This is a genomic window from Streptococcus sp. oral taxon 071 str. 73H25AP (genome assembly GCF_000146755.1).
GTDB classification, from domain to species: domain Bacteria; phylum Bacillota; class Bacilli; order Lactobacillales; family Streptococcaceae; genus Streptococcus; species Streptococcus oralis_T.
The window spans coordinates 1,583,729-1,608,758 of record NZ_GL397254.1 but is presented as its reverse complement, the minus strand read 5'-3'; the positions used below and the strand labels follow the sequence as shown (position 1 = coordinate 1,608,758).

The window sequence follows — 25,030 nt, the reverse complement described above, 5'->3', positions numbered from 1 at the left end:
ATAGCACTAATCAATTTCTAGGAAAATAGATACAGAAAGGGGCTGAAAGATGTCTCATATTATTGAATTGCCAGAGGTGCTGGCAAACCAGATAGCGGCAGGAGAAGTGATTGAACGTCCTGCCAGTGTAGTCAAAGAGTTGGTAGAAAATGCCATTGACGCGGGTTCTAGCCAGATTATCATTGAGATCGAGGAAGCTGGACTCAAGAAAATCCAAATCACCGATAATGGTCATGGAATTGCTCACGATGAGGTGGAATTGGCCTTGCGTCGACATGCAACTAGTAAGATAAAAAATCAAGCAGACCTCTTTCGGATTCGGACGCTTGGTTTTCGTGGGGAAGCCCTGCCCTCTATCGCTTCTGTCAGTGTCTTGACTCTGTTGACCGCGATGGATGGTGCGAGTCATGGGACTAAGCTCGTTGCGCGTGGGGGAGAAGTCGAAGAAATTATCCCAGCGACAAGTCCTGTGGGGACCAAGGTTTGTGTGGAGGACCTCTTTTTCAATACACCTGCCCGCCTCAAGTATATGAAGAGCCAGCAAGCGGAGCTGTCTCATATCATTGATATTGTCAACCGTCTGGGATTGGCTCATCCTGAGATTTCCTTCAGTTTGATTAGTGATGGCAAGGAAATGACGCGGACAGCAGGGACTGGTCAACTACGCCAAGCCATCGCAGGGATTTACGGTTTGGCGAGTGCCAAGAAGATGATTGAAATTGAGAACTCTGACTTAGATTTCGAAATTACAGGTTTTGTGTCTCTGCCTGAGTTAACCCGAGCAAATCGTAACTATATCAGCCTCTTCATCAATGGCCGTTATATCAAGAACTTCTTGCTCAATCGCGCTATCCTTGACGGCTATGGCAGCAAGCTCATGGTGGGACGTTTTCCACTGGCTGTCATTCACATCCATATCGATCCTTATCTGGCTGATGTCAATGTGCATCCAACCAAACAAGAAGTGCGGATTTCCAAGGAAAGAGAGCTGATGAAGCTGGTCTCAGAAGCTATCGCAAAGAGTCTTAAGGAACAAACCTTGATTCCAGATGCCTTGGAAAATCTGGCCAAGTCTACCCTTCGTAATTGTGAAAAAGTAGAGCAGACCACTCTCCCACTCAAAGAAAATATGCTTTACTATGAACAACCAGCAATAACTAGTCCGACTCAAGCTGAGGTAGCTGATCATCAGGTTGAATTAACTGAGGAAGGGCAGGATTTAACCCTGTTTGCCAAGGAAACCTTGGAGCAGTTGACCAAGCCTGCAAAACTGCATTTTGCAGAGAGAAAGCCTGTCAGCTATGATCAACTAGACCATCCAGAGCTAGACCTTGCCAGTCTCGATAAGGCTTATGACAAGCTGGAACGAGAGGAGTCATCTAGTTTCCCAGAACTAGAATTTTTCGGGCAAATGCACGGGACTTATCTCTTTGCCCAAGGGCGAGATGGACTTTACATCATAGATCAGCACGCTGCTCAGGAACGGGTCAAGTATGAGGAATACCGAGAAAGTATTGGCAATGTTGACCAGAGTCAGCAGCAACTCCTAGTACCTTACATCTTTGAATTTCCTGCAGATGATGCCCTTCGTCTCAGGGAAAGAATGCCTCTTTTGGAGGAAGTGGGCGTCTTTCTAGCAGAGTACGGAGAAAATCAATTTATCCTACGTGAACATCCTATTTGGATGGTAGAGGAAGAAATCGAGTCAGGAATCTATGAAATGTGTGATATGCTGCTCTTGACCAAGGAAGTTTCTATCAAGAAATACCGAGCAGAGTTGGCTATCATGATGTCCTGCAAGCGGTCTATCAAGGCTAACCATCGTATCGATGACCACTCAGCCAGACAGCTCCTCTATCAGCTCTCTCAATGTGATAACCCCTACAACTGCCCCCACGGACGTCCTGTTTTGGTGCATTTCACCAAGTCGGATATGGAAAAGATGTTCCGACGCATTCAGGAAAATCATACGAGCCTACGAGAGTTGGGGAAATATTAAGAACACAAAAAGCCTTTGTTCCTTTTGAACAAGGCTTTTTAGTTTTTCTAAGGTGGGAACTTTGATTCGATTTGGGCAAGTTGACACGAGGTTTACACTTGCTTGACAAGACCAGTTCTATAAAAAGTGTTGTGAAAACTGGATTAGGTGATTCAAGGTTTTGTAGAGTCGTCTTTGTCTGAAGGATTCTCAAGGCCAATGACCTTATCAAGATAACGTTGTTTTGTTTTGAGAGCCTTGTTGATAGCAACTGCAGAAGCGATTAAGAGAACGAAGGTTAGCCAGATCCAAGCGGTGAATTCGGCTGGGAAACTTGAACCAGCTAAAAAGAGATAGATAGCCAGAGCCAAAACGAAAATATAAATCACTTGCCAGAGACCAAAGGATTTAACCTCTTTATAGTATTTGTCCTTGTCTTCCTCCAAGCTCACTTCTGTGGAACCTTTTTCAGAGTTTTCATCCAGCAGTAGATAGTCAGTTGTCACTTGAAAAATCTTGCTTAATTCAATGATTTTTTCGATTTCAGGAAGGACTTGTCCAGACTCCCATTTGGAGATGCTTTGCCGAGAAACATTAATTTGTTCTGCTAGCTTTTCCTGTGACCAACCTTTTTCCTTTCTGAGTTCAAATAGTTTTTCTGCGAGTTTCATCATTCTACCCTCCTTTTTCTACCTCTATCCTAACAATTTTTACTTATAATGAGAATACAATCTCCTGTACTATTTGTCAACCAGAGGTTGCACCTTTTGTTGCAGTCTGTCTTGGGGAAATATGATATACTAGATAGGCAAATTAAGAGAAAAGGAAAACTATGTACGAATATCTTAAAGGAATCATTACCAAAATCACTGCTAAATATATCGTCCTTGAGGCAAATGGTATCGGTTATATCTTGCATGTAGCCAATCCTTATGCTTACTCAGGTCAGGTTAACCAAGAAAATCAGATTTATGTGCACCAAGTTGTCCGTGAAGATGCCCATCTGCTTTACGGCTTTCGATCAGAAGATGAGAAAAAACTCTTCCTCAGTCTGATTTCGGTCTCAGGGATTGGTCCTGTTTCAGCTCTTGCAATCATTGCTGCCGATGACAATGCTGGCCTGGTTCAAGCCATCGAGACTAAGAACATCACCTACTTGACCAAGTTCCCTAAAATTGGCAAGAAAACAGCCCAGCAGATGGTGCTGGACTTGGAAGGCAAGGTAGTCGTCGCTAGTGATGATCTTCCTGCCAAAGTCGCTGTGCAAGCGAGTAATGAAAACCAAGAACTGGAAGAAGCTATGGAAGCCATGTTGGCACTGGGATACAAGGCGACCGAACTCAAGAAAATCAAGAAATTCTTTGAAGGAACGACGGATACAGCTGAGAACTATATCAAGTCGGCCCTTAAGATGTTGGTAAAATAGGAGAAGAGTATGCTAAAACGCTGTTCGTGGGTCAAGATGACCAATCCGCTCTACATCGCCTATCACGACCAGGAGTGGGGAAAGCCCCTTCATGATGACCGCGCCCTTTTTGAGTTGCTTTGTTTGGAGACCTATCAGGCAGGCCTGTCTTGGGAAACGGTGCTAAACAAACGCCAGGCTTTCCGAGAAACATTTCATGGCTATCAAATTCAGGCGGTCGCGGAAATGACAGATGGGGAGTTGGAAGCCTTGTTAGACAATCCAGCCATCATCCGAAATCGTGCCAAGATTTTTGCTACGCGTGCCAATGCCCAAGCATTTTTACAAGTTCAGAAAGCATATGGCTCCTTTGATGCCTATCTCTGGTCTTTTGTTGAGGGAAAAACGATCGTGAATGATGTTCCTGACTATCACCTAGCACCTGCTAAAACAGCCTTGTCTGAAAAGTTATCTCAAGATCTCAAAAAACGAGGCTTCAAGTTCACAGGTCCCGTTGCAGTCTTGTCATTTCTACAAGCAGCAGGTCTGATTAACGACCACGAAAATGATTGTGAGTGGAAGGGGAGATAAATAATGTCTAATAAACATAAGGGAATCCTTATTTTTGCGATTCTCTATACAGTTCTCTTTGTATTTGATGGCGTTAAATTGATGGCTTTCTTGATGCCATCTGCTATTGCAAATTATCTAGTTTATGTAGTACTAGCTCTATATGGCTCTTTCTTGTGCAAGGATAGATTGATCAAACAATGGAATGAGATTAGAAAGACTAAAAGGAAATTCTTCTTTGGCGTCTTAACAGGCTGGATCTTTCTCTTTCTGATGACTTTTGTCTTTGAATTTGTATCAGAGATGTTGAAGCAGTTTTTTGGGCTAGTCGGACAAGGTCTAAACCAGTCGAATATTCAAAGCACCTTTCAAGAACAACCATTACTGATAGCTGTTTTTGCTTGTGTCATCGGACCTTTTGTGGAAGAACTCTTTTTCCGTCAGCTCTTGTTACATCACTTGCAGAAACGTCTGTCAAGTTGGCTAAGCATTCTTCTGGTAGGACTTGTTTTTGCTCTGACTCATATGCACAGTTTGGCTTTATCAGAGTGGGTCAGTGCAGTCGGTTATCTAGGTGGAGGCATTGCGTTTTCTATTATTTATGTGAAAGAAAAAGAGAATATTTATTATCCTCTAGTTGTTCATATGTTAGGCAATAGCCTTTCCTTGATTAGTTTAGTTATCAGTAGTATGTGACGTTTTAGTAGTTATACAAGAGAAAAAGCTGAGAAATTCATCTCAGCTTTTTTTGTTATAGTCAAAGCGAATGACTTGCTCCTGTGCATCTACATAGGCGTGAACGCCAAAGGGCACAATGGCTCTTGGTGTCGCGTGGCCGACATTCAGATTACAAACAATCGGGATATTGTTATCAATGATATCCAATAGTGCCTCTTTATAGTCGTCATAGAAGGCTTCATCCATTGGCTTTCCGACCAAGAGTCCACTGATGACCTCAAATACCCCAGTTTCTTTCAAAGTCTGCACCATCTTTTTGAAGTTTTCCGGCTCAGGTTTTTCTTCGCTTGTTTCTAGCAAGAGAATCTTTCCTTCCCAGTCGGATAAGTCAGGGAAGAGTTTGTACTTTTGGCAGAGCTCGGTGCTGTCTGCGTATCGAGAGTTGTCAAAGATATCATAAAGAGATTCAAGACAACCGCCGAGAATTTCTCCCTCAAACTGAGCACTTCCTTGCAACAAGTCAAAACCAGTATTTACATGACTGACACGAGCTGTTCCCAGGGCCTTGGGACTAAAATCAGTCCGCTCCTCATACCAAAGGTCGCTAGGGCGGATTTCTGAAATTTTTCCTGTTTCGATCAGTTCTTTAAAGTAGTGAAAGCTATAGGGCAACATCTCCTTGTCCAATTCACAAATGTCTGCTAGAAATGATTGGCCGTAAAAAGTCTTGACCCCTAGTTTGTGTAACATAAGGTGGTTCATGGTCGTATCCGAGAAACCGAGAAAAATCTTTGGTTTGATAACCTTTTGGAGATGGTCCTTTTCAAAAAGGTATGGTAGCAAACGATAGGTATCATCTCCACCGATGGCGCAGAGGATCATGTCAATGCTATCGTCCGAAAAGGCCTGCATCAAATCCTCTGCACGCGCTTCAGGATGGTCCTTGATAAAGTCTAAACCTTTTAGCGAATGGGGCAAAAAGATAGGATTGAGTCCCAAATCCTTGAGACGTTGGACACCCAAATCGACTTCGTGTTTGACAAAATCCTCTCCGATAACACCGCTAGACAAACTAACAATACCAATAGTAGAAACCATATCTCACCCTCCTAGAAATAGATTGAGCCTATTTTATCACAAAAGGTGAGAGAAAACTACAAGAATGAGACTCAGAAGTGCTATTGGATCTCAAGAAAGCAAGTGAAAAAGCAACCGCCTGTGCAGTTGCTTTTCGTTTTTCTAATTTCTAATCTCACTAGATATGAGTTACTTGGTTAAGTCTTGATTATAGGAGAGGGCTAAATCAATCCAGTAAGGCAGTTCTTTTTGACCTTCTATGTCTAGGTCTATATAGCCATGATAACGTCGCCCTCTCATCAATGTTGTATGAGCTCCTGTTCGGGGTAGAACTTGCTTTTCCATTTCTTTGCCAATTCTCACCATAACCAACTCGTCCTTTCTGGAACTGACTGTAAGGACCATTTTCCCACGAATCATAAAGGCCAGACCACCAAACAGTTTCTTTTCTTCTAGCTCTTCTTCGAAAATTTGGGAAGGGAGTTTGAGCGCTAGAATTTTTCGAATCTGCTGAGCTAAAGATTGACTATGTGCCATAGCTTTTCACTATTCTTAATAACGTGATGGACCTGCGCTCGCACTTCGGATATTGAAACGTTTCTTGAGGTAGAAGCGAAGAGCGAGAAGGGCAGCCCCCAGGATAGCCAAAGGCAATGGAGCAAGGACTGGATTGAGGTTGGCTGGTAGGAAGCTTGTTGCAAAGAAGACAACCAACCAAAGGACCATAGAGGCCAGAATGACGAGGATTGATTTCCAGAATGGAGGGCGCTGGCTACGATCTGTGTCTGGTCCATAGTACTGGTAGACAAAGTAGTACATCAAGTAGAAGGCAAGTCCTCCTACAAGTCCAACCAACAAGAGGGTAATCACCCCATAGCCAATAGCCTGATCTGTAGAGAAGAAGGTAGTTAGAGCGCTAATCAATGCAAAGAGGCTGGTGATGAAAAGGGCTGAGTCCATAATCATGAGTTTTGGATCGTCATTTTCTTTTGGATGCTCTTTTTCGTATTGCTCCTTGGCAGTGAAACTATGAGCCCAGTGGGTTGGGGCCCCGTAGAGGGAACGAGCTGTCGTTCCTTTGGCTTGCTCTTCAAGGATTTGGGGAATGACTTCCTCAAAGACAGCCTTGATTTCAGCGTCTGTCTTACCATCTTTGATAAATTGTTGGGTAGCGATGTGGATAAACTCTTGGTTTTTCTTGGTTAGTTTTTGTAAATCAATCTGAGACATAGGGATTCCTCTTAGAACCATTTTTTATGGATGAGATAGAGAGTGAGCGAGACACTCATAGCAAAGGCGATAAAGACGATTAACCAGAAGGCGTGAGGCTCGCCGTTTAGAGGGATTTCATTGTCCTTGAAGTTCATCCCGTAGGCTGAGAAAATCATGGTCGGAATCGACATGACAATGGTCACAAGTGCCAAAGTCTTCATGATGTTGTTCTGGTTGTTGGAAATGATAGAGGCAAAGGTCTCTGTCATAGAGTGAAGGACGTTTCCATAGATATCTGCCATCTCAATGGCCTGTTGGGTTTCAATCAGGGTATCCTCAAGTAGGTCTTCGTCCTCTAAGTATTTTTTGATATTGCTGGTTGCGCTGGTCAATTTCTTAATCACGCGCTCGTTTGTCTTAAGTGAGGCTTTGAAATAGACGATGGTCTTTTCCAATTCCATGAGTTCGATCAGTTCTTCGTTTCGAGTAGACTTGTGAAGTTGACTTTCGATCTGTTCACTCTTACGGTCGATTGAACGGAGGGCCGTAAGGTAAAGCTCTGCATTTCGGTAGAGAAGCTGGAAGATAAAGCGTGAACGCATAAAGGTGTAGAAGTTGCGCAGCCTACGGTTGATAAAAACATCAAGAACAGGTAGTGATTCCAAGCAGGTAGTGATAATGGTATCTTCTGTGATGATAATCCCTAGCGGAATCGTTACGTAGTAGGTGCGATTGTTTCTTTCCTCAGTGATGGGAACGTCAACGATGATCAAAGTATACTCATCTTCGATGGTAATACGGGACATTTCTTCCGCATCGAGCGGTGCTCGGAGGTCGGTGATGTCGATATCGAAGGCGTTGGCGATTTCCAGTGATTCATTTTGTGTAGGATTGACGAGGTTGATCCAAGTACCCGGTTCGAGTGTATCAATCTCTTTAAATTCAGTTGTTGTTGAGAGAAAAACTTGTTTCATATCCCCTATCCTTTCCTACTATTCAGTGATTCATTTTTTGCACCGTACTATTATACTATAAAAACAGCTTTTTGGGTAATAGAATTTCACATTTTTTGGTATAATGGAAAGCAATAATGGACTAGAAAGAACAAAGATGCAAGATAAAATTGTCATTCATGGGGCTCGTGCCCATAACTTGAAAAATATCGATGTGGAGATTCCAAGAGACAAGCTGGTCGTCGTAACGGGCTTGTCAGGATCTGGAAAATCCAGCCTAGCTTTCGATACCCTCTATGCGGAGGGGCAACGTCGCTATGTAGAGAGTCTATCAGCCTATGCTCGTCAGTTCTTGGGCAACATGGAAAAACCAGATGTAGATGCCATTGATGGCCTCAGCCCAGCTATTTCCATTGACCAAAAAACGACCAGTAAAAATCCTCGTTCGACCGTCGGGACAACGACTGAAATCAATGACTATCTGCGTCTCCTCTACGCACGTGTGGGGACGCCTTACTGTATCAACGGACACGGGGCTATCAAAGCTTCTTCTGTGGAGCAAATCGTCGATCAGGTCTTGGAGTTGCCTGAACGCCAACGCTTACAAATCTTGGCCCCTGTCATTCGTAAGAAAAAAGGGCAACATAAGAGTGTCATTGAAAAGATTCAGAAAGATGGTTATGTCCGCGTCCGAGTGGATGGGGAGGTCTATGATGTGACCGAAGTACCAGAGCTATCCAAGAGCAAGCAACACAATATTGATGTCGTGGTTGATCGTATTGTCATCAAGGAGGGTATCCGTAGCCGTCTCTTTGATTCCATTGAGGCTGCCCTTCGTATCGCAGAAGGTTATGTCATTATTGATACTATGGACGATTCTGAGTTGCTCTTCTCTGAGCACTATGCCTGTCCAGTTTGTGGTTTTACCGTACCAGAGTTAGAGCCTCGCCTCTTCTCCTTCAATGCTCCTTTTGGTTCTTGTAGTGAGTGTGATGGTTTGGGAATCAAGCTGGAGGTGGATATCGACCTAGTGGTGCCAGATTCCAGCAAAACGCTACGTGAGGGGGCGCTAGCACCTTGGAATCCTATCTCATCCAACTACTATCCGAACATGCTGGAACAAGCCATGACAGCCTTTGGTGTGGATATGGACACGCCTTTTGAGGACCTGTCAGAAGAGGATAAGGACTTGATTCTCTATGGTTCAGATGGCAAGGAATTCCATTTCCACTATGAGAATGAATTTGGTGGTGTGCGGGATATTGACATTCCTTTTGAGGGAGTTATTGGTAATATCAAACGTCGCTACCACGAGACGAATAGTGACTATACTCGCACCCAGATGCGTCTCTATATGAATGAACTGACCTGCGGAACTTGTCACGGTTACCGTCTCAATGACCAGGCCTTGTCTGTTCGTGTTGGTGGCGAGCAAGGACCCCATATCGGAGAGATTTCAGACTTGTCTATCGCAGACCACTTGGAGTTGGTCGGCCAGTTGACCTTGTCTGAAAACGAAGCGATCATCGCCCGCCCCATTCTCAAGGAAATCAAGGACCGCTTGACCTTCCTCAATAACGTTGGACTCAATTATCTGACCCTATCTCGTTCGGCAGGGACCCTTTCAGGTGGGGAGAGCCAGCGTATTCGCTTGGCGACCCAGATTGGTTCCAACTTATCAGGTGTTCTTTATATCCTGGATGAGCCGTCGATTGGACTTCACCAGAGGGACAATGACCGTCTCATTGCCAGCTTGAAAAAGATGCGTGATTTGGGCAATACCCTTATCGTGGTGGAACATGACGAAGATACCATGCGTGAGGCGGATTATCTGATTGACGTTGGTCCCGGTGCCGGTGTTTTTGGTGGAGAAATCGTCGCTGCAGGGACGCCAAAGCAGGTAGCTCGTAACAGCAAGTCTATCACCGGCCAGTACTTGTCAGGTAAACGTGCCATTCCAGTACCAGAAGAGCGCCGTGTAGGAAATGGCCGCTTTATCGAAGTGACAGGAGCGCGTGAAAATAACCTACAAAATGTCACTGCCCGCTTCCCGTTAGGAAAATTCATCGCAGTGACGGGGGTATCGGGTTCAGGAAAATCGACCTTAATCAACAGTATTCTCAAAAAAGCCATCGCTCAAAAACTTAACCGCAATTCAGACAAGCCTGGTAAGTTTAAGACGATTACAGGGATTGAGCATGTAGACCGCTTGATTGACATTGACCAGAGTCCTATTGGACGGACTCCAAGATCTAACCCTGCTACCTATACGGGAGTTTTTGACGATATACGTGACCTCTTTGCCCAGACAAATGAAGCCAAGATACGAGGCTACAAGAAGGGCCGTTTCAGTTTCAACGTCAAGGGAGGCCGTTGTGAAGCCTGCTCGGGTGACGGGATCATCAAGATTGAGATGCACTTCTTGCCAGATGTTTATGTTGCCTGTGAAGTTTGCCATGGGACTCGCTACAACAGTGAAACCCTTGAAGTTCACTACAAGGAAAAGAACATCTCGCAAGTCTTGGATATGACCGTCAACGATGCGGTAGAATTCTTCCAACACATTCCCAAGATTCAACGCAAACTTCAGACCATCAAGGATGTCGGGCTGGGCTATGTGACCTTAGGGCAACCGGCTACCACCCTTTCTGGGGGAGAAGCCCAGCGTATGAAGTTGGCTAGTGAACTCCACAAACGCTCGACAGGAAAATCTTTCTACATTCTGGATGAGTCGACGACAGGGCTTCATACAGAGGACATCGCTCGCTTGCTTAAAGTCTTGGCTCGCTTTGTTGACGATGGCAATACCGTCCTCGTTATCGAGCACAATCTGGATGTCATCAAGACGGCAGACCATATTATTGATTTGGGACCTGAGGGCGGTGTCGGTGGTGGAACCATCATCGCAACAGGAACACCAGAGGAAGTAGCGGCCAATGAAGCCAGCTACACAGGACACTATTTGAAAGGAAAGTTACATCATGAATAAACGTGTACAAGCATTTCTAGCTAAAATGCAAGAAAAAGAACTAGATGGAATCATCATCAACAACCTTAAAAATGTCTACTATTTGACAGGATTTTGGGGTTCGAATGGAACAGTCTTCATCAGCCGTGACCGTCAGGTCTTGGTGACAGACTCTCGCTATATCATTGCAGCTAAGCAAGAAGTAACAGATTTTGAGATTGTGGCTGACCGCGATGAGTTGGCTGTTATTGCAAAGATTGCAAAAGACATGGGCCTTTCTCGGATCGGTTTTGAAGATGAAATTTCAGTTTCTTACTACCACCGTATGCAGGGGACTTTTGAAGGTTTGGAACTAGTTCCACAGACTCAGTTTGTTGAAGCTCTTCGAATGATTAAGGATGAGGCAGAGATTGCGACTATTCGCAAGGCTTGTTCAATCTCAGATCAAGCTTTCCACGATGCCCTTGAATTTATCAAGCCTGGTAAGACAGAGATTGAAATTGCCAACTTCCTTGATTTCCGCATGCGTGAGCTAGGAGCAGCAGGCTTGTCTTTTGATACGATTCTAGCAAGTGGCATCAACTCTTCTAAACCTCATGCCCATCCCATGCATAAACCAGTAGAGCTGGGAGAGGCCATAACCATGGACTTCGGGTGTCTCTATGACCATTATGTCAGCGATATGACACGGACTATCTATCTGGGGCATGTCAGTGACGAACAAGCAGAAATCTACAACACTGTTTTGAAGGCTAACCAGGCTCTGATCGACCAGGCTAAGGCTGGGCTAGGATTCCGAGACTTTGACAAAATCCCTCGTGATATTATCGTAGAAGCGGGCTATGGTGACTACTTTACCCACGGTATTGGACATGGTATCGGTCTCGATATCCATGAGGAACCCTACTTTAGCCAAACTTCTACTGAGAGCATTCAAGCAGGAATGACTTTGACAGATGAGCCAGGTATCTATATCGAAGGGAAATACGGCGTTCGTATTGAAGATGATATCTTAATTACAGATAACGGGTGCGAATTGTTGACCCTAGCTCTAAAGGAATTGATTGTTATCTAAGAAAAATGAGATAAATCATTGACTTTTACTATTGAAAGGTTTATACTGATAGGCGAAAACGGTAGGTGAGGCTACCATAGGGATACGGATGACTACCGCAAAGCAGTGGAGACACTACTCGTTGGTCAACAGTCCTGATCGCGAAGGTCAAGACTAAGCTCATTACATTGCCCTATGGAGTTAAAGCTTGAACGAAAACAGATAATGAGTTTTTAGTCCTACCATTTTATGGTAGGACTTTCTGCTGTTTTAGAACAAAGAAAGGAGACAAACGATGCAAATTGACGATCATCCAGAACCGCACATACACAGCCAATCGCTGATTTGTGTCGTTCTACCCTCATAAAGTGATTGGTCCCTGTGTGTGAAATCGCCATTCATACAGATAGGAGAAACCAATGAAAACTACAAAAGAAAGATTAACAACAGCTATTCACACACCTTTAAACGAAACTCTATCTTTTTATAAGACAAGTCTAACAGGCTTGACTGAGGAGCAGGTGGAGAAAAATCGTGACCTTTATGGAGAAAATACTATCACCAAGGGTCAAGAGGATTCAATCATTAAAAAGATTTACGAGTCTATCATCAATCCATTCACAATTATTTTGCTTGTGATTGCCTTCATTTCTCTCGTTACAAACGTCTGGCTTGCCAAACCTGGTCAAGAGGATCCAACGACATCTATCATTATCGTTGTCCTAGTCCTCATTTCTGGTGGCATTCGATTTGTCCAAGAACTGCGAAGCGATAAAGCTGCGACCAATCTTTCAAAAATGATTGTGAATACAGCTACGGTTATTCGCGATAGTCTTGAACAAGAGTTGCCAATCGACGAATTAGTTGTAGGAGATATTGTGAAATTAAGTGCAGGGGACATGATTCCTGCAGATGTCGTCTTATTTGAATCACGCGACTTTTTTGTTCAACAGTCAGGTTTGACTGGAGAAAGTGATGCGGTCGAAAAAATTGCTTTAGAAAAAGTGGAACAACCCTCATTGGATAGTTTGCTAGCATCTGAATCCCTCGCTTTTATGGGAACAAATGTCATATCGGGTAGTGCAAAAGCGATGGTTTTGGCAGTTGGTGATCATACTATGATGGGAGCTATTGAACAGACTCTGAATACCTATGATGAACCAACTTCTTTTGAACGTGAAATGAACACCGTTTCATGGTTGCTCATTCGATTAATGCTGGTCATGGTTCCCATTGTATTTTTCGCCAATGGTTTGACAGACGGTGACTGGTTGGAAGCAGGTGTCTTTGCACTTAGTGTTGGTGTGGGTCTTACACCAGAAATGTTGCCAATGATCATTACAGCTAGTCTAGCAAAAGGTTCCATCATCATGGCTAAAGAAAAGGTCGTGATTAAAAAACTCAATGCTATACAGGACTTAGGTGCCATCGATATCTTATGTACAGATAAAACAGGGACTTTAACTCAGGACGAGATTGTGTTGGAATATCCTTTGGATATCCATGGAGATTTGGACCTTACTGTCTTACGTAGAGCTTATCTAAATTCTTATTTCCAAACAGGTTTAAAGAATCTGATGGACCGAGCTATTATCAAACGGACAGAAAAAGAAGCGAAAGAACACAGCCTTCTACAAAATCTAGATCAAACATTTCAAAAAATTGATGAACTTCCCTTTGACTTTGAACGTAGACGGATGAGCGTCATTGTAAAAGATGATGAGGGGACTGTCAGTATGGTGACCAAGGGAGCCTTAGAAGAAATGCTTGCGATTTCAACCCATGTGGAATATCAAGGTCAGATTAGCCCTCTGACGGATGATATCCGAGTGGAAATCTTAAAAGAAGTGGACCAACTCAATCAACAGGGATTGCGAGTCTTGGGAGTCGCTTATAAAACAGGTCTAAAAGAAGGTTTTGCTTACTCAGTTGAAGATGAAAAAGAGATGATTCTAACAGGATATCTTGCCTTTCTAGATCCACCAAAACCATCTGCTGCCCCTGCTATCCAAGCTTTATTAGAATATGGTGTTCAAACTAAGATCTTGACGGGGGACAATGAGAAGGTAACCCAAGCAGTTTGCGAAAAAGTTGGTCTAGACGTTGATCAAATCTTGTTGGGTTCTGATATTGACGCCATGACGGACGAAGAGTTGGCCCAAGCAGTTGAGAAGGTGACTGTCTTTGCCAAACTCTCTCCGGATCAAAAAGCACGAATCATTTTACAAATCAAATCCAATGGACATTGTGTCGGTTATATGGGAGATGGAATCAACGATGCCCCTTCTATGAAAGTAGCCGATGTGGGGATTTCTGTTGATACAGCAGTAGATATTGCCAAAGAGACTGCCGATGTTATTTTGCTAGATAAGGATTTGATGGTGCTTGAAAAAGGGCTGGTTGAAGGACGCAAAGTCTATGCTAATATGACCAAATATATCAAGATGACGGTCAGCTCTAATTTCGGGAACATTTTCTCTCTGTTAGTGTCTGGTATCTTTTTACCTTTCCTTCCTATGGCTCCGATTCACTTGATTGTGTTAAACCTAGTCTACGACCTTTCTTGCATTGCCTTGCCATTTGATAATGTGGATGAAGACTTTTTGAAACATCCTCATAAGTGGGAAGCTAAGTCTATTACTCGCTTTATGATTTGGATGGGTCCGATTTCGTCTGCTTTTGATATTTTAACCTTTATCTTGCTCTATTTTGTCATTGTCCCAATGGCGACAGGTCAAGCCTATGCTCACGGAACAGAGTCTGCAAGGGGCTTTATCATCTTGTTCCAGACAGGTTGGTTCATTGAATCCATGTGGTCCCAAACCATGGTCATCCATATGCTTCGTTCAGCAAAACTTCCTTTCTTACAAAGTCGGCCATCATGGTTGGTTCTTGGGACAACCTTGCTAGCAGCTAGTTTTGTGACCTTCCTTCCCTACTCTTCAATTGCTAACCTGCTTCATTTAACCCCTTTGAAACCAATTTATTTCCTCTTTTTGCTTTTGATAATTATTCTTTATATGATAAGTGTCACAGTTGTGAAACGAATCTATATCAAAAAATTTAGAAGTTGGTTATAAATTGATTTTGTCAAGAAAAAAGTACGGAAATCGCGAAAAAAGTTAAATTTTTTTAAAAATAGGTCGCAAGTCGGATGTTTTTTATGGTATAATAGACTAAACTGATAGTAACATGTAGCGAAAGGGGTAGGTACATGATCAAAATTTATACAGTCTCAAGTTGTACTAGCTGTAAAAAAGCGAAAACCTGGCTCAATGCCCACCAGTTAAGTTATAAAGAACAAAATCTCGGTAAAGAAGGAATTACAAGAGAAGAGTTATTAGATATTCTCACGAAAACAGATAATGGAATTGCCAGTATCGTTTCATCAAAAAACCGCTACGCTAAGGCACTTGGAGTTGACATCGAGGATTTGAGTGTCAATGAAGTGCTCAACTTAATCATGGAAACACCACGGATCTTAAAGAGTCCGATTCTCGTTGATGAGAAGCGCCTGCAAGTCGGCTATAAAGAAGATGATATCCGTGCCTTCTTGCCACGCTCTGTCCGTAATGTAGAAAATGCAGAAGCACGTCTACGTGCAGCTCTATAAAACATCAAGGCTGGGAGTGACTCTTGGCCTTGTTTTCTCTTTTATTTCAAAATCATGTGAGGAATTATGAAAAAGTTACTAATTGCTAGTTTTGCTCTCCTCTTTTTGCTTGCAGGATGTGGGCAAAAAAAGGAAACCTCTGCTGCTTCTACAACAGCATCTGACCCCATCCAATCAAACCTTCCCGTTTTGGACAATGCTGAAAAGAATACGGTTATCACTAAGACTCTGTTGATGCCGAAGTCGGAAAATGGGACGCAACAGACTCAAACGATTACTTATAAAGGCAATCAGTTTTTAACCTTGACCATCCAGCAAAAACGACCTGTCGGGGATGAACTCAAGAACTTTATCTCTGAAAATGGCCTAGAGGAGACGCAAAAAGCACTTCAAGAAGCTGAAGAGAAGGATGAGACCATCCAAGAGGCGCGCAAACTGGCAGGATTTACACTGGAAACAAAGCTACTCAGCGAGACAGAAATCCAGACTACAACGACTTATGATTTTCAAGTATTGGATATCAAAAAGGCATCTCAGATAGAATATTTAAAAAATATCGGTCTTGAAAATCTCTTAAAAAACGAACCTAGCCAATATATTGCAGATAGAGTGGCAAATGGAGCGACAGAACAATAGAAAATCCAAATTAATAGACTGACTTATTTGTAGAACGTCAGGGAATGTGCTATAATAGTACTATTCTAAGGAAAGAGGGTGTTAGAATGGGATTTACTGAAGAAACTGTACGGTTTAAATTGGATGATTCCAATAAGAAAGAGATTAGCGAGACGTTGACAGATGTCTATGCTTCTTTGAATGAAAAGGGTTATAATCCGATAAATCAAATCGTCGGTTATGTATTGAGTGGAGACCCTGCCTATGTTCCTCGTTACAACAATGCACGAAATCAAATCCGTAAGTATGAGCGCGATGAAATTGTTGAAGAATTGGTACGCTACTACCTTAAAGGACAAGGAGTCGATCTATAATCTATGAGAATTATGGGATTGGACGTCGGTTCAAAAACAGTGGGTGTTGCCATTAGCGATCCCCTAGGCTTCACTGCTCAAGGCCTTGAAATCATCCAGATCAATGAGGATCAGGGCCAGTTCGGTTTTGACCGTATCAAGGAATTGGTTGACAGCTATAAGGTGGAACGCTTTGTAGTAGGTCTGCCTAAAAACATGAACAATACCAGCGGTCCGCGAGTAGAAGCCAGTCAAGCCTATGGTGCCAAGCTAGAAGAACTCTTTGGTTTACCAGTAGACTATCAGGATGAGCGTTTGACAACGGTCGCTGCGGAGCGTATGTTGATTGAACAAGCAGATATTAGCCGCAACAAGCGCAAGAAAGTTATTGATAAGTTGGCTGCTCAGCTAATTTTGCAAAATTATTTAGATAGAAAATTTTAAGACAGAGGAGAAACTATGTCACACGATCACAACCATGACCACGAAGAACGTGAATTGATTACACTAGTAGATGAGCAAGGAAATGAAACCTTGTTTGAAATTCTTTTGACCATCGACGGGAAAGAAGAATTTGGTAAAAACTATGTTCTTCTAGTGCCAGTTAACGCAGAAGAAGATGAAAATGGTGAAGTTGAAATCCAAGCCTACTCATTCATCGAAAATGAAGATGGAACAGAAGGTGAATTGCAACCAATCCCAGAAGACTCAGAAGACGAATGGAACATGATTGAAGAAGTCTTCAACAGCTTTATGGAGGAGTGATACAGTCTGGGAGACTGTATCAGCCCTGCTTCTAGAAATAAGAAAAAGCAGGAACGTCCGGGGGATGTTTTTAGCCTAACTCCCAGAAATTGGAGAGAGTTGGAACGTCCAGGGGATATTTTTACCCCACGTTGAAATTTATAGTAGCTAGTGATTAGCTTAACCAGGTAAGAGGTCGGGATTGTTGTCCCGGCCTCGCTTTTTATTTGTAATCATACTTTGATGCGGTAGTTGATTGGACTTTTGTTAAGGAGACATGTATGTTTGAAATAGAAGAATGGCTTCATAGTCGGATTGGTTTAAACTTTAGATCTGGTCTTGGACGAATGCAGCGAGCAGTGGATTTGTTGGGGAATCCTGAGAAGACTTATCCCATTATCCACGTAACAGGGACTAACGGTAAAGGGTCAACTATTGCCTTTATGAGGGAGTTGTTTGTCGTCCATGGTAAAAAAGTTGGTACTTTTACCTCTCCTCATATCATTAGTATCCATGATCGAATCTGTATCAATGGGCTACCGATTGCAGATGAAGACTTTATCCGTATAGCTAACCGAGTCAAAGAGATGGAGAAAACTCTTTTAGAAACACATGACCACTTGTCTTTCTTTGAGTTGTTGACCCTGATTGCCTTGCTTTACTTTAAAGAGCAGGAAGTGGATCTAGTTCTGCTAGAAGTGGGGATTGGTGGTTTGCTTGACACGACTAATGTCGTAACAGGCGAGATTGCAGTTATTACTTCGATTGGTCTAGATCATCAGGAGACTTTGGGCGATAGTCTGGAGGAAATAGCAGATCAGAAAGCTGGTATTTTCAAGTCTGGCAAGAAGGCGGTCATTGCTAAGCTTTCTCCAGAAGCAGAGCTTGTCTGCCAAAGTAAAGCGAGAGAGTTAGATGTAGGCTTTTATCAAGCTGGGCAAGACTTCACCTTGAATGCAGGAGATTTTTCAAGTAGCCTAGCAAGATTTTCCCAGCTTGAAATCGGGTTGGAAGGTGCTTATCAGCAAGAAAATGCCGCCTTGGCTTTAGAAACTTTTCTTCTGTTTATGGCGTCAAGAGAGGAAGGTGTCGAAGAAGAGCTTGTCAGACAGGCTTTGAAGGAGACACATTGGGCAGGTCGATTGGAACGGATTCGTCCGAAAATCTACCTAGATGGGGCTCACAATCTTCCAGCTTTAACTCGTTTGGTCGAGTTTATCCAAGGGAAAATCCAGCAAGGATACCAGGCTCATGTCCTTTTTGGCGCTCTTAAGCGCAAGGATTACCAAGGGATGTTAGCCTATCTAACAGAGCAGTTGCCTCAGGTGGAACTTAAGGTAACAGGCTTTGACTACCAAGGATCTCTAGAAGAAAGCGATGTTTCTGGTTATAAACTGGTTGACTCTTATCGTGATTTTATCAGCGAATTTGAAGAAAATGCCAACAATCAGGACTTGCTTTTTGTGACGGGCTCTCTCTATTTTATCTCGGAAGTACGAGCGGGTTTGGTGGGAGATCATGAGATTAGTTGACCTTCTAGACTTAAGTTGCTATACTGGGGATAGGAAAACTCGAAAACGATTTCAGAAATACATTAGCACAAAAGAAAGGAAGTCGCTATGAAAACGAAAACATTCACACTTTCTATTGCTTCTTTAGCAATTCTTAGTCTTTTAGCAGCTTGTGGGCCTAAGGAACAAGAATCTACCCAGCCATCTGCTCAACAATCATCTACTCAACAAGAATCATCTTCTAGTGCGGCTACCAGTGCTAGTCAACCACAGGCGTCCTCAAGCCAGGACACCGCTGCGGCAGCTCAACCGACTAATATTGATGGTACCTATACTGGAAAAGATGAGAATGACCAGATTACTCTTGTTGTAACAGGTAAAACTGGTACATGGACTGAGGTCGAACCAGATGGAGATAAGGAAATCCAGCAAGTTAGCTTTGAGCCAGAAAATCAACGAGTCATTATCGGAGATGATGTTAAAATTTACGCGGTTAATGGTAATCAATTGATTATCGATGATATGGACCGAGAGGCATCTGACCGAGTAGTCTTAACGAAGCAATAATGATTAAGTAAAAGTTCCAATGAGATGAAAGCTATCTTTTTGGAGTTTTTTTCTTGAAAAAGTGGCTGGCTGTTCTTTACTAACTTTTTACTTAAAACGCTTACAAATATTTGTAAAACTTCTTATAAGGTCGTATACTTATAGTAAATAATCAAATAGCGCAGAGGCGCAGGAGGAAAAGCATATGGCTACATTTTACGTTCCATCAGTTAACCTTATCGGTAAAGGTGTTGTAAATGAAGTAGGTCCGTATATCAAGGAACTGGGATATAAGAAGGCCCTTTTGGTGACAGATAGGTTTCTTGAAGGTAGCGATATTTTACCTAAGGTCCTAAGACCACTAGATGCTGAAGGGATCGAATATGTGATCTTTAGCGATGTGGAGCCAAATCCGACTTGCAAGAATGTCACAGACGGAGTGGTTGCCCTGAAAGAGCATGGATGTGACTTTATCATCAGTCTTGGAGGAGGATCTCCTCAGGATGCAGCTAGCTGTATCTCTATCATCGCTACAAATGGTGGAAAACCACAGGACTACGAAGGTCTTCACAAGTCTGCTAAAAAAGGGATGCCAGTGGTTGCGATCAATACAACAGCTGGAACTTCAGCAGAAATCACCATTAACTATGTCATTACTGACGAAGAACGCAAGGTCAAGATGGTAATGGTTGATAAGAACAGCCTCGCCCTCATCTCAGTCAATGATCCAGAACTTATGCTTTCAAAACCGAAAGGATTGACAGCGGCGACAGGTATGGATGCTCTTACCCACGCTGTTGAAGCCTTGGTCACACCGGGTGCTTATAATGTGACCAAGAAACTCTCTATCGGAGCGATTGAACTCATCAAGGAGTACCTCCCTCGTGCCGTAGCAAATGGCCATGATATTGAAGCGCGTGAGGCGATGGTCAATGCCATCTTCCTCGGTGGTATGAGCTTTAACAATGCTGGTTTGGGCTATGTTCACTCTATGGCTCACCAACTAGGTGCAGTTTATAACTTGCCACATGGCGTCTGCTGTGCCATGCTGCTCCCAGTTGTAGAACGTGAAAATGCTAAACGCGTACCAGAAGCTTTCCGCAATGTAGCTAAAGCCTTGGGGCTTCATGTTGAAGGGAAAACTGATGAAGAATGCGCAGCCTACGCTATCGCTGAGATTGAAAAATTGTCTGAAACAGTAGGCATTCCGAAGAAACTCACTGAACTTGGTATCGAAGAGAAGGACTTTGACTTTGACTACCTTTCTAAGAATGCTTTGATTGATGCCTGTGCACCTGGAAATCCATTTATGCCGACTTTAGAAGAGACCATTGCTCTTTATAAAGAACTCTTCTAAAGATTAAGTAGAGTGGAAGCGACGTATTCCCAAAAATATAAATAATATTGGAAAGAACTATCATTTTGGTAGTTCTTTTTTTAAAAATTTGCTATCCTAGACATATGAGAAAAATCAAAATTGATGTGGTTGTAGTACCCTTAAGTGGGCATCTCTTCCCAACCCTGAATCTACTCGCACCCTTGTTGAATGATCCCTTGTATGAGATTCGATTATTTACAGGACCGCAACGAAAAGTTGTTGCAGAGGAGATGGGATTCCAGGTGATTCCCATTTTAGAAAATTGTGTAGATGAGTTTGAACGTGTAGCCAACAATGAAAGGCAATTAAACCTTATTTCTGCTTATCGACAGTTGTCAGCTAGTCTTGATTTGATAAATGTGGTTTCAGATCAATTAGTGCAAGAGTGGCAGAAAAATAGACCGGATATTGTGATTGCGGACTTTATAACCCTCTCTGGAGGACTTGTAGCGGAACAGTTGAATATTCCCTGGATTACCACGATGGCGACACAGTTTGCCATTGAAACGACAGATGGACCGCCTTGTTTCTTTGGAGGAATGGGCAGTCCAAAAACATCTTTCCAATCTGCTCAGCAATGGTTAGGAAGAAAAGGAACTCGTTTAGGGAAACGAATCGTAAGCTTTTTATTGAGAGAACGATTGAAACGTTACAATTTTAAACTCTACAATCAGAAGAATCAGGAAACCATTTATTCACCCTATTCCGTCTTGGGAATTGGGATGAAAGAGTTGGAGCTGAAAAGTGGTTTTCCAGAGCACTATCTTTGGGTGGGACCTTTTGGCTCTTCGATTGAGAGGGCAGAAAATTATCCCCTCGATTTGTCTCCTTATGCAGGTTATAAGAAGATCCTTGTATCCTGCGGCACTCAGCTAGCATGGGCCAAAGACAATCTCCTCTATCAGACACAACAATTGGCAGAAGTACATCCAGATTGCCACTTCTTTGTGACTCTGGGGTTTGGTGGACAAGACTTCCGATGTGAGGAGCTCATGGACAATGTTTCTGTGGTATCTTATCTTCCCTATAAGGAATACATTCCCCAGATGGACTATGTGATTCATCATGGCGGTGCGGGCATTTTTTACCAATGTATCATCTATGGCAAGCCTGCCTTGATTCTCCCCCATGACTATGATCAGTATGACTATGCGGTTCGTGGCCTAGAGGCAGGGATTGCCCTGACTGCTAAACGAGAGGATACAGAAGCGATTGGACGCGCTTTTGATGAGTTGTTGGATAGAGATGATTGGTCAGACTTGAACAAACTCAGTCGCGCAGCTCAAATCTATCAGCCAACAGAGATTCTGAAGAGCGAAATACATCGACTCTTAGGGGACAAGGAGAAGTAAAAAATGAAGAAAGTATTGGTAACAGGTGCTACGGGCTTTCTAGGTAAGTATGTTGTTGAAGAGCTCAGTCAGTCGGGCTATCAGGTACGAGCCTTTGGACGTAATAGCAAGGTTGGTCAGTCTTTAGAAACTTCTACTGTGGCATTTTTTCAGGGAGATTTGACCAAACATGAGGACTTAGCTCAGGCTTGTCAAGAGATGGACATGGTTGTGCATGCGGGTGCTCTTTCTACCGTTTGGGGACCTTGGGTGGATTTCTACCAGACAAATGTCTTAGGGACCAAGTATGTTTTAGAGGCTTGTCAGGAGACTGGTATCCAACGCTTGGTTTACGTATCCTCACCTAGCATCTATGCTGCGCCTCGAGACCAGCTAGCTATCAAAGAAAGCGAAGCTCCGCAGGAAAACAAGCTTAACAACTATATTCGTAGTAAACTAGCTTCGGAGAAGCTGTTTGAGGATTATCCCGATGTTCCGAGTATTATCTTACGACCTCGTGGACTTTTTGGGATTGGGGATACCAGTATTTTGCCCCGAGTTCTCAAACTCAGTCAGAAGATTGGCATTCCCTTGATAGGGGACGGTCGTCAGCTCATGGATATGACCTGTGTGGAAAATGTCGCTCTGGCAATTCGCTTGGCACTAGAGGCCCCTCAAGCTAGTGGCGAAGTTTATAATATTACCAATGGGGAACCAAGAGCCTTTAAGGATTTGATAGAAGAAACCTTAAGAGGGTTGGGCTATCCAATAACATACAGAAAAGTGCCAGCTCCTCTTCTTTCAGTTATTGCCAGTAGTTTAGAGTTTCTATATAGGGTCTTGAAACTCAAAGGTGAACCGGCTCTGACACGCTATACCTATTATCTGCTCCGTTATAGCCAGACGTTGGACATCAGCAAGGCGGAGCGAGACTTGGGGTATCGCCCTCAAATCAGTATTTCGGAAGGGATTGAACAATATGTCCAAGATTATCGAAAGTATTGATTATTTCCCTGCCGGATATTGTACTAGTTATGCGGGTTTGCTATTTAAAGGAGTCAAGAATAAAAAGATGACCTTCCCAGCTGGCGTATTTCTGATTAAGCACAGAGACAAGGGCTATCTACTATATGATACGGGTTATCACTATAACATTAAGACGAAGCTACGCTATGGTTTTTACCGTCTAGGAACTCCTGTTCAGATGACGGAAAAGGATCAGATTTCATACTTATTGAAGGCAAAAGGAATTAGACCAGAAGAGATTACCTATGTCATGTTGTCTCATCTCCATCCAGACCATTTAGGAGGGGCAAGTTTTTTCCCGAACGCTCAATTTATCCTGACTCAAGAGGTTTTTGAAGTTTATCAGAAACCCAAGCTTAAGGATTTGATCTTTAAAGAGTTTTTACCAGCTGATTTTGAGAAAAGACTGACCGTTATCAAGGCAAATCAGCGCTATTCAAACTTTCCCTATGGTCCAATTTGTGACCTCTTTGGAGATGGCAGTATCCTAGTAGCATCAGTAGATGGACATGCCAAGGGGCAAGCCTGTCTCTTTATTCCTGATCATGAGCTTCTCATTGCAGCAGACCTCTGTTGGGGAATTGACCTCTTACCTTATACCAAGCAGATGCACTTGATTCCTTCCTTGGTGCAGGACAACAAGGAAGCCTATATCAAGGGGGCAGAGTTTCTGGAGGAAGTCTTGAAAGACGGAATTGAGGTGCTTGTTAGTCATGACCCTGTAGAAAGGATAGAGTCAATCTTATATGAAAAAAATAACCTTTCTTAAAATCTTTATCCAAACTCGCTGGCTTCATCATTTCAAATCTCGAGAAGCTGTAGAAAACTATCAGAAAAAGCAATTAGCTAACTATATGGACTTTTTAAAGCGAGAGTCTCCCTACTTTAAAAATGGGGTGCCTAGCGACTTTGACCATATGGATAAGGCTTTTATGATGGAACATTTCAATGAGCTCAACACCCAAGGAGTGGATCGTGATGAAGCCTTATCCTTAGCTATTGAAGGTGAGAAAACCCGTGATTTCAGTGAACTTAAAGGCGAAGTAGCAGTCGGTCTGTCTTCAGGGACATCTGGACATCGGGGCCTCTTTATCACGACCGAGAAAGAGCGTAGTATGTGGGCGGCGGCTATTTTAGCCAAGATGTTGCCCAAGGGCCAGCTGTTTGGCCATCGCATCGCCTTTTTCCTGAGAGCCGATAATGAACTCTATCAGACCATCAATACAGCGCTCATTCGTCTAGAGTATTTTGATATTTTCAAACATACAGATGAGCATATAGAGCGTCTCAATAGCTACCAACCAACGATTATTGTGGCGCCAGCCTCGATGTTGATTGAATTGAGCAAGCGCCTCAAGGATGGAGAGTTAGCTATTCACCCACAAAAAATCGTTTCGGTGGCGGAAATCTTGGAAGATAGTGATAGGGAACGCATCGCAGAGGCCTTTTCTCTATCCATTATTGACCAAGTTTATCAGGCGACAGAAGGTTTCCTAGCCTGCACTTGCTCAGCTGGCAATCTGCATCTCAACGAAGACATTATCTTTGTAGAAAAGCAGTATCTAGATGATCGCCGTTTTTATCCAGTGATTACGGACTTTAAGCGAAGCAGTCAGCCTGTTTATCGCTACCAGCTCAATGATATCTTGGTTGAAAATCCGGAGCCTTGTCCCTGTGGCTCCTACTATACACGGATTGACAAGGTCGAAGGACGCTCTGACGATATCTTCTACTTTGAAGGGCAGGATGGGGGACAGGTAACGATCTATCCAGACTTTATCAGGCGTTGCATCCTCTTTGTGGAGAATGTAGGAGATTACCAAGTTAAGCAACATTCCGAGAAATTAGTGGAAGTTTGTCTAAGCCGACGAGATGAGGACGTAGAGACAGCAATTTTAGCACAGTTCCAACTCTTGGCCCAGCAAAAAGAGTTCATCGTTCCTCAAATCCAATTTTCAGATTATCACTGGGATACTAGCCGTAAACTCAAACGTATCCAACGTTTATGAAAGGAAAAA

Annotated in this window: 24 protein-coding genes and 1 riboswitch; of the genes, 19 read left to right on the top strand and 5 right to left on the bottom strand. The window is 43.1% G+C overall.

All coding sequences use genetic code 11. The features are described from left to right. Positions 1–49: 49 nt before the first annotated feature. The gene (gene mutL, locus HMPREF9189_RS10055; protein WP_000018186.1) at positions 50–1,999 is read left to right on the top strand and encodes a DNA mismatch repair endonuclease MutL; all 1,950 of its coding nucleotides are present in this window, start codon (positions 50–52) and stop codon (positions 1,997–1,999) included. A 152-nt stretch (positions 2,000–2,151) separates the two neighbouring features. On the opposite strand, the gene HMPREF9189_RS10050 is transcribed toward mutL, so the two are convergent. Beyond that, positions 2,152–2,649 carry a helix-turn-helix domain-containing protein gene (locus HMPREF9189_RS10050; RefSeq protein ID WP_025168531.1) on the bottom strand — a complete coding sequence of 166 codons (498 nt, stop codon included), beginning with the start codon at positions 2,647–2,649 and terminating at the stop codon, positions 2,152–2,154. 161 nt (positions 2,650–2,810) lie between these two features. On the opposite strand from HMPREF9189_RS10050, the gene ruvA reads away from it, so the two are divergent. From ruvA to HMPREF9189_RS10035, 3 genes are read left to right on the top strand one after another with little or no spacing between them, the layout of a single operon-like run. Further along, a complete protein-coding gene (ruvA, locus tag HMPREF9189_RS10045) occupies positions 2,811–3,404 on the top strand; it encodes a Holliday junction branch migration protein RuvA (RefSeq protein ID WP_000273407.1) in 594 nt (197 codons plus the stop codon). Positions 3,405–3,413: 9 nt separating this feature from the next. After that, the gene (locus HMPREF9189_RS10040; protein ID WP_000918094.1) at positions 3,414–3,974 is read left to right on the top strand and encodes a DNA-3-methyladenine glycosylase I; all 561 of its coding nucleotides are present in this window, start codon (positions 3,414–3,416) and stop codon (positions 3,972–3,974) included. After that, positions 3,975–4,649 carry a CPBP family intramembrane glutamic endopeptidase gene (locus HMPREF9189_RS10035; protein ID WP_025168530.1) on the top strand — a complete coding sequence of 225 codons (675 nt, stop codon included), beginning with the start codon at positions 3,975–3,977 and terminating at the stop codon, positions 4,647–4,649. A gap of 42 nt (positions 4,650–4,691) precedes the next feature. Here HMPREF9189_RS10035 and HMPREF9189_RS10030 read toward each other — a convergent pair whose 3' ends face one another. The 4 genes from HMPREF9189_RS10030 to HMPREF9189_RS10015 form a co-directional block, all read right to left on the bottom strand. Next, positions 4,692–5,729, bottom strand: coding sequence for a S66 peptidase family protein (locus HMPREF9189_RS10030; RefSeq protein ID WP_000255136.1), 1,038 nt, complete (start codon positions 5,727–5,729; stop codon positions 4,692–4,694). Positions 5,730–5,897: 168 nt separating this feature from the next. Further along, a complete protein-coding gene (locus HMPREF9189_RS10025; RefSeq protein WP_000951366.1) occupies positions 5,898–6,245 on the bottom strand; it encodes a TfoX/Sxy family protein in 348 nt (115 codons plus the stop codon). 15 nt (positions 6,246–6,260) lie between these two features. Beyond that, positions 6,261–6,938 (bottom strand): DUF1129 domain-containing protein, encoded by a 678-nt coding sequence (locus tag HMPREF9189_RS10020; RefSeq protein ID WP_000078001.1) that lies wholly within the window; start codon positions 6,936–6,938, stop codon positions 6,261–6,263. An 11-nt stretch (positions 6,939–6,949) separates the two neighbouring features. Next, positions 6,950–7,894, bottom strand: coding sequence for a magnesium transporter CorA family protein (locus tag HMPREF9189_RS10015; protein WP_000815624.1), 945 nt, complete (start codon positions 7,892–7,894; stop codon positions 6,950–6,952). A 136-nt stretch (positions 7,895–8,030) separates the two neighbouring features. On the opposite strand from HMPREF9189_RS10015, the gene uvrA reads away from it, so the two are divergent. From uvrA to HMPREF9189_RS09940, 15 genes are all read left to right on the top strand, one after another. Continuing rightward, positions 8,031–10,862 carry an excinuclease ABC subunit UvrA gene (gene uvrA, locus HMPREF9189_RS10010; RefSeq protein ID WP_001152886.1) on the top strand — a complete coding sequence of 944 codons (2,832 nt, stop codon included), beginning with the start codon at positions 8,031–8,033 and terminating at the stop codon, positions 10,860–10,862. Next, positions 10,855–11,916, top strand: coding sequence for a Xaa-Pro peptidase family protein (locus HMPREF9189_RS10005; protein ID WP_001042867.1), 1,062 nt, complete (start codon positions 10,855–10,857; stop codon positions 11,914–11,916). Before uvrA ends, HMPREF9189_RS10005 begins: the two co-directional genes overlap by 8 nt. Before the next feature lie 53 nt (positions 11,917–11,969). Further along, positions 11,970–12,123, top strand: a riboswitch (M-box (ykoK) riboswitch). 191 nt (positions 12,124–12,314) lie between these two features. Further along, the gene (gene mgtA, locus HMPREF9189_RS10000; protein ID WP_000858869.1) at positions 12,315–14,975 is read left to right on the top strand and encodes a magnesium-translocating P-type ATPase; all 2,661 of its coding nucleotides are present in this window, start codon (positions 12,315–12,317) and stop codon (positions 14,973–14,975) included. 134 nt (positions 14,976–15,109) lie between these two features. Beyond that, positions 15,110–15,508, top strand: coding sequence for a transcriptional regulator Spx (spx, locus tag HMPREF9189_RS09995; protein WP_000591165.1), 399 nt, complete (start codon positions 15,110–15,112; stop codon positions 15,506–15,508). Positions 15,509–15,574: 66 nt separating this feature from the next. Next, positions 15,575–16,144: an SP0191 family lipoprotein gene (locus tag HMPREF9189_RS09990; protein ID WP_000734691.1), complete on the top strand. Its 570-nt coding sequence runs from the start codon at positions 15,575–15,577 to the stop codon at positions 16,142–16,144. An 86-nt stretch (positions 16,145–16,230) separates the two neighbouring features. Then, positions 16,231–16,497, top strand: a complete 267-nt coding sequence (locus HMPREF9189_RS09985; protein ID WP_000507060.1) for an IreB family regulatory phosphoprotein — start codon at positions 16,231–16,233, stop codon at positions 16,495–16,497. A 3-nt stretch (positions 16,498–16,500) separates the two neighbouring features. Further along, positions 16,501–16,920 (top strand): Holliday junction resolvase RuvX, encoded by a 420-nt coding sequence (gene ruvX / locus HMPREF9189_RS09980; RefSeq protein WP_002876031.1) that lies wholly within the window; start codon positions 16,501–16,503, stop codon positions 16,918–16,920. Positions 16,921–16,935: 15 nt separating this feature from the next. Continuing rightward, positions 16,936–17,241 (top strand): DUF1292 domain-containing protein, encoded by a 306-nt coding sequence (locus HMPREF9189_RS09975; RefSeq protein WP_000017624.1) that lies wholly within the window; start codon positions 16,936–16,938, stop codon positions 17,239–17,241. 260 nt (positions 17,242–17,501) lie between these two features. Next, positions 17,502–18,752: a folylpolyglutamate synthase/dihydrofolate synthase family protein gene (locus HMPREF9189_RS09970; protein WP_000461522.1), complete on the top strand. Its 1,251-nt coding sequence runs from the start codon at positions 17,502–17,504 to the stop codon at positions 18,750–18,752. Positions 18,753–18,839: 87 nt separating this feature from the next. Continuing rightward, on the top strand, positions 18,840–19,298 hold the full coding sequence (locus HMPREF9189_RS09965; protein ID WP_000853134.1) for an SP_0198 family lipoprotein: 459 nt from the start codon (positions 18,840–18,842) through the stop codon (positions 19,296–19,298). Positions 19,299–19,482: 184 nt separating this feature from the next. Then, positions 19,483–20,634 carry an iron-containing alcohol dehydrogenase gene (locus tag HMPREF9189_RS09960; protein WP_000190435.1) on the top strand — a complete coding sequence of 384 codons (1,152 nt, stop codon included), beginning with the start codon at positions 19,483–19,485 and terminating at the stop codon, positions 20,632–20,634. Between the two features lie 104 nt (positions 20,635–20,738). After that, positions 20,739–22,007, top strand: a complete 1,269-nt coding sequence (locus HMPREF9189_RS09955) for a glycosyltransferase (protein WP_001226467.1) — start codon at positions 20,739–20,741, stop codon at positions 22,005–22,007. Between the two features lie 3 nt (positions 22,008–22,010). Beyond that, on the top strand, positions 22,011–22,991 hold the full coding sequence (locus tag HMPREF9189_RS09950; protein WP_000757311.1) for an NAD(P)-dependent oxidoreductase: 981 nt from the start codon (positions 22,011–22,013) through the stop codon (positions 22,989–22,991). After that, positions 22,966–23,781 carry an MBL fold metallo-hydrolase gene (locus HMPREF9189_RS09945; RefSeq protein ID WP_000034625.1) on the top strand — a complete coding sequence of 272 codons (816 nt, stop codon included), beginning with the start codon at positions 22,966–22,968 and terminating at the stop codon, positions 23,779–23,781. Before HMPREF9189_RS09950 ends, HMPREF9189_RS09945 begins: the two co-directional genes overlap by 26 nt. Beyond that, entirely contained in the window at positions 23,759–25,021 is a 1,263-nt protein-coding gene (locus tag HMPREF9189_RS09940; protein ID WP_000724361.1) for a F390 synthetase-related protein, read from the top strand. The genes HMPREF9189_RS09945 and HMPREF9189_RS09940 overlap by 23 nt, the downstream gene beginning before the upstream one ends. Positions 25,022–25,030 lie beyond the last annotated feature (9 nt).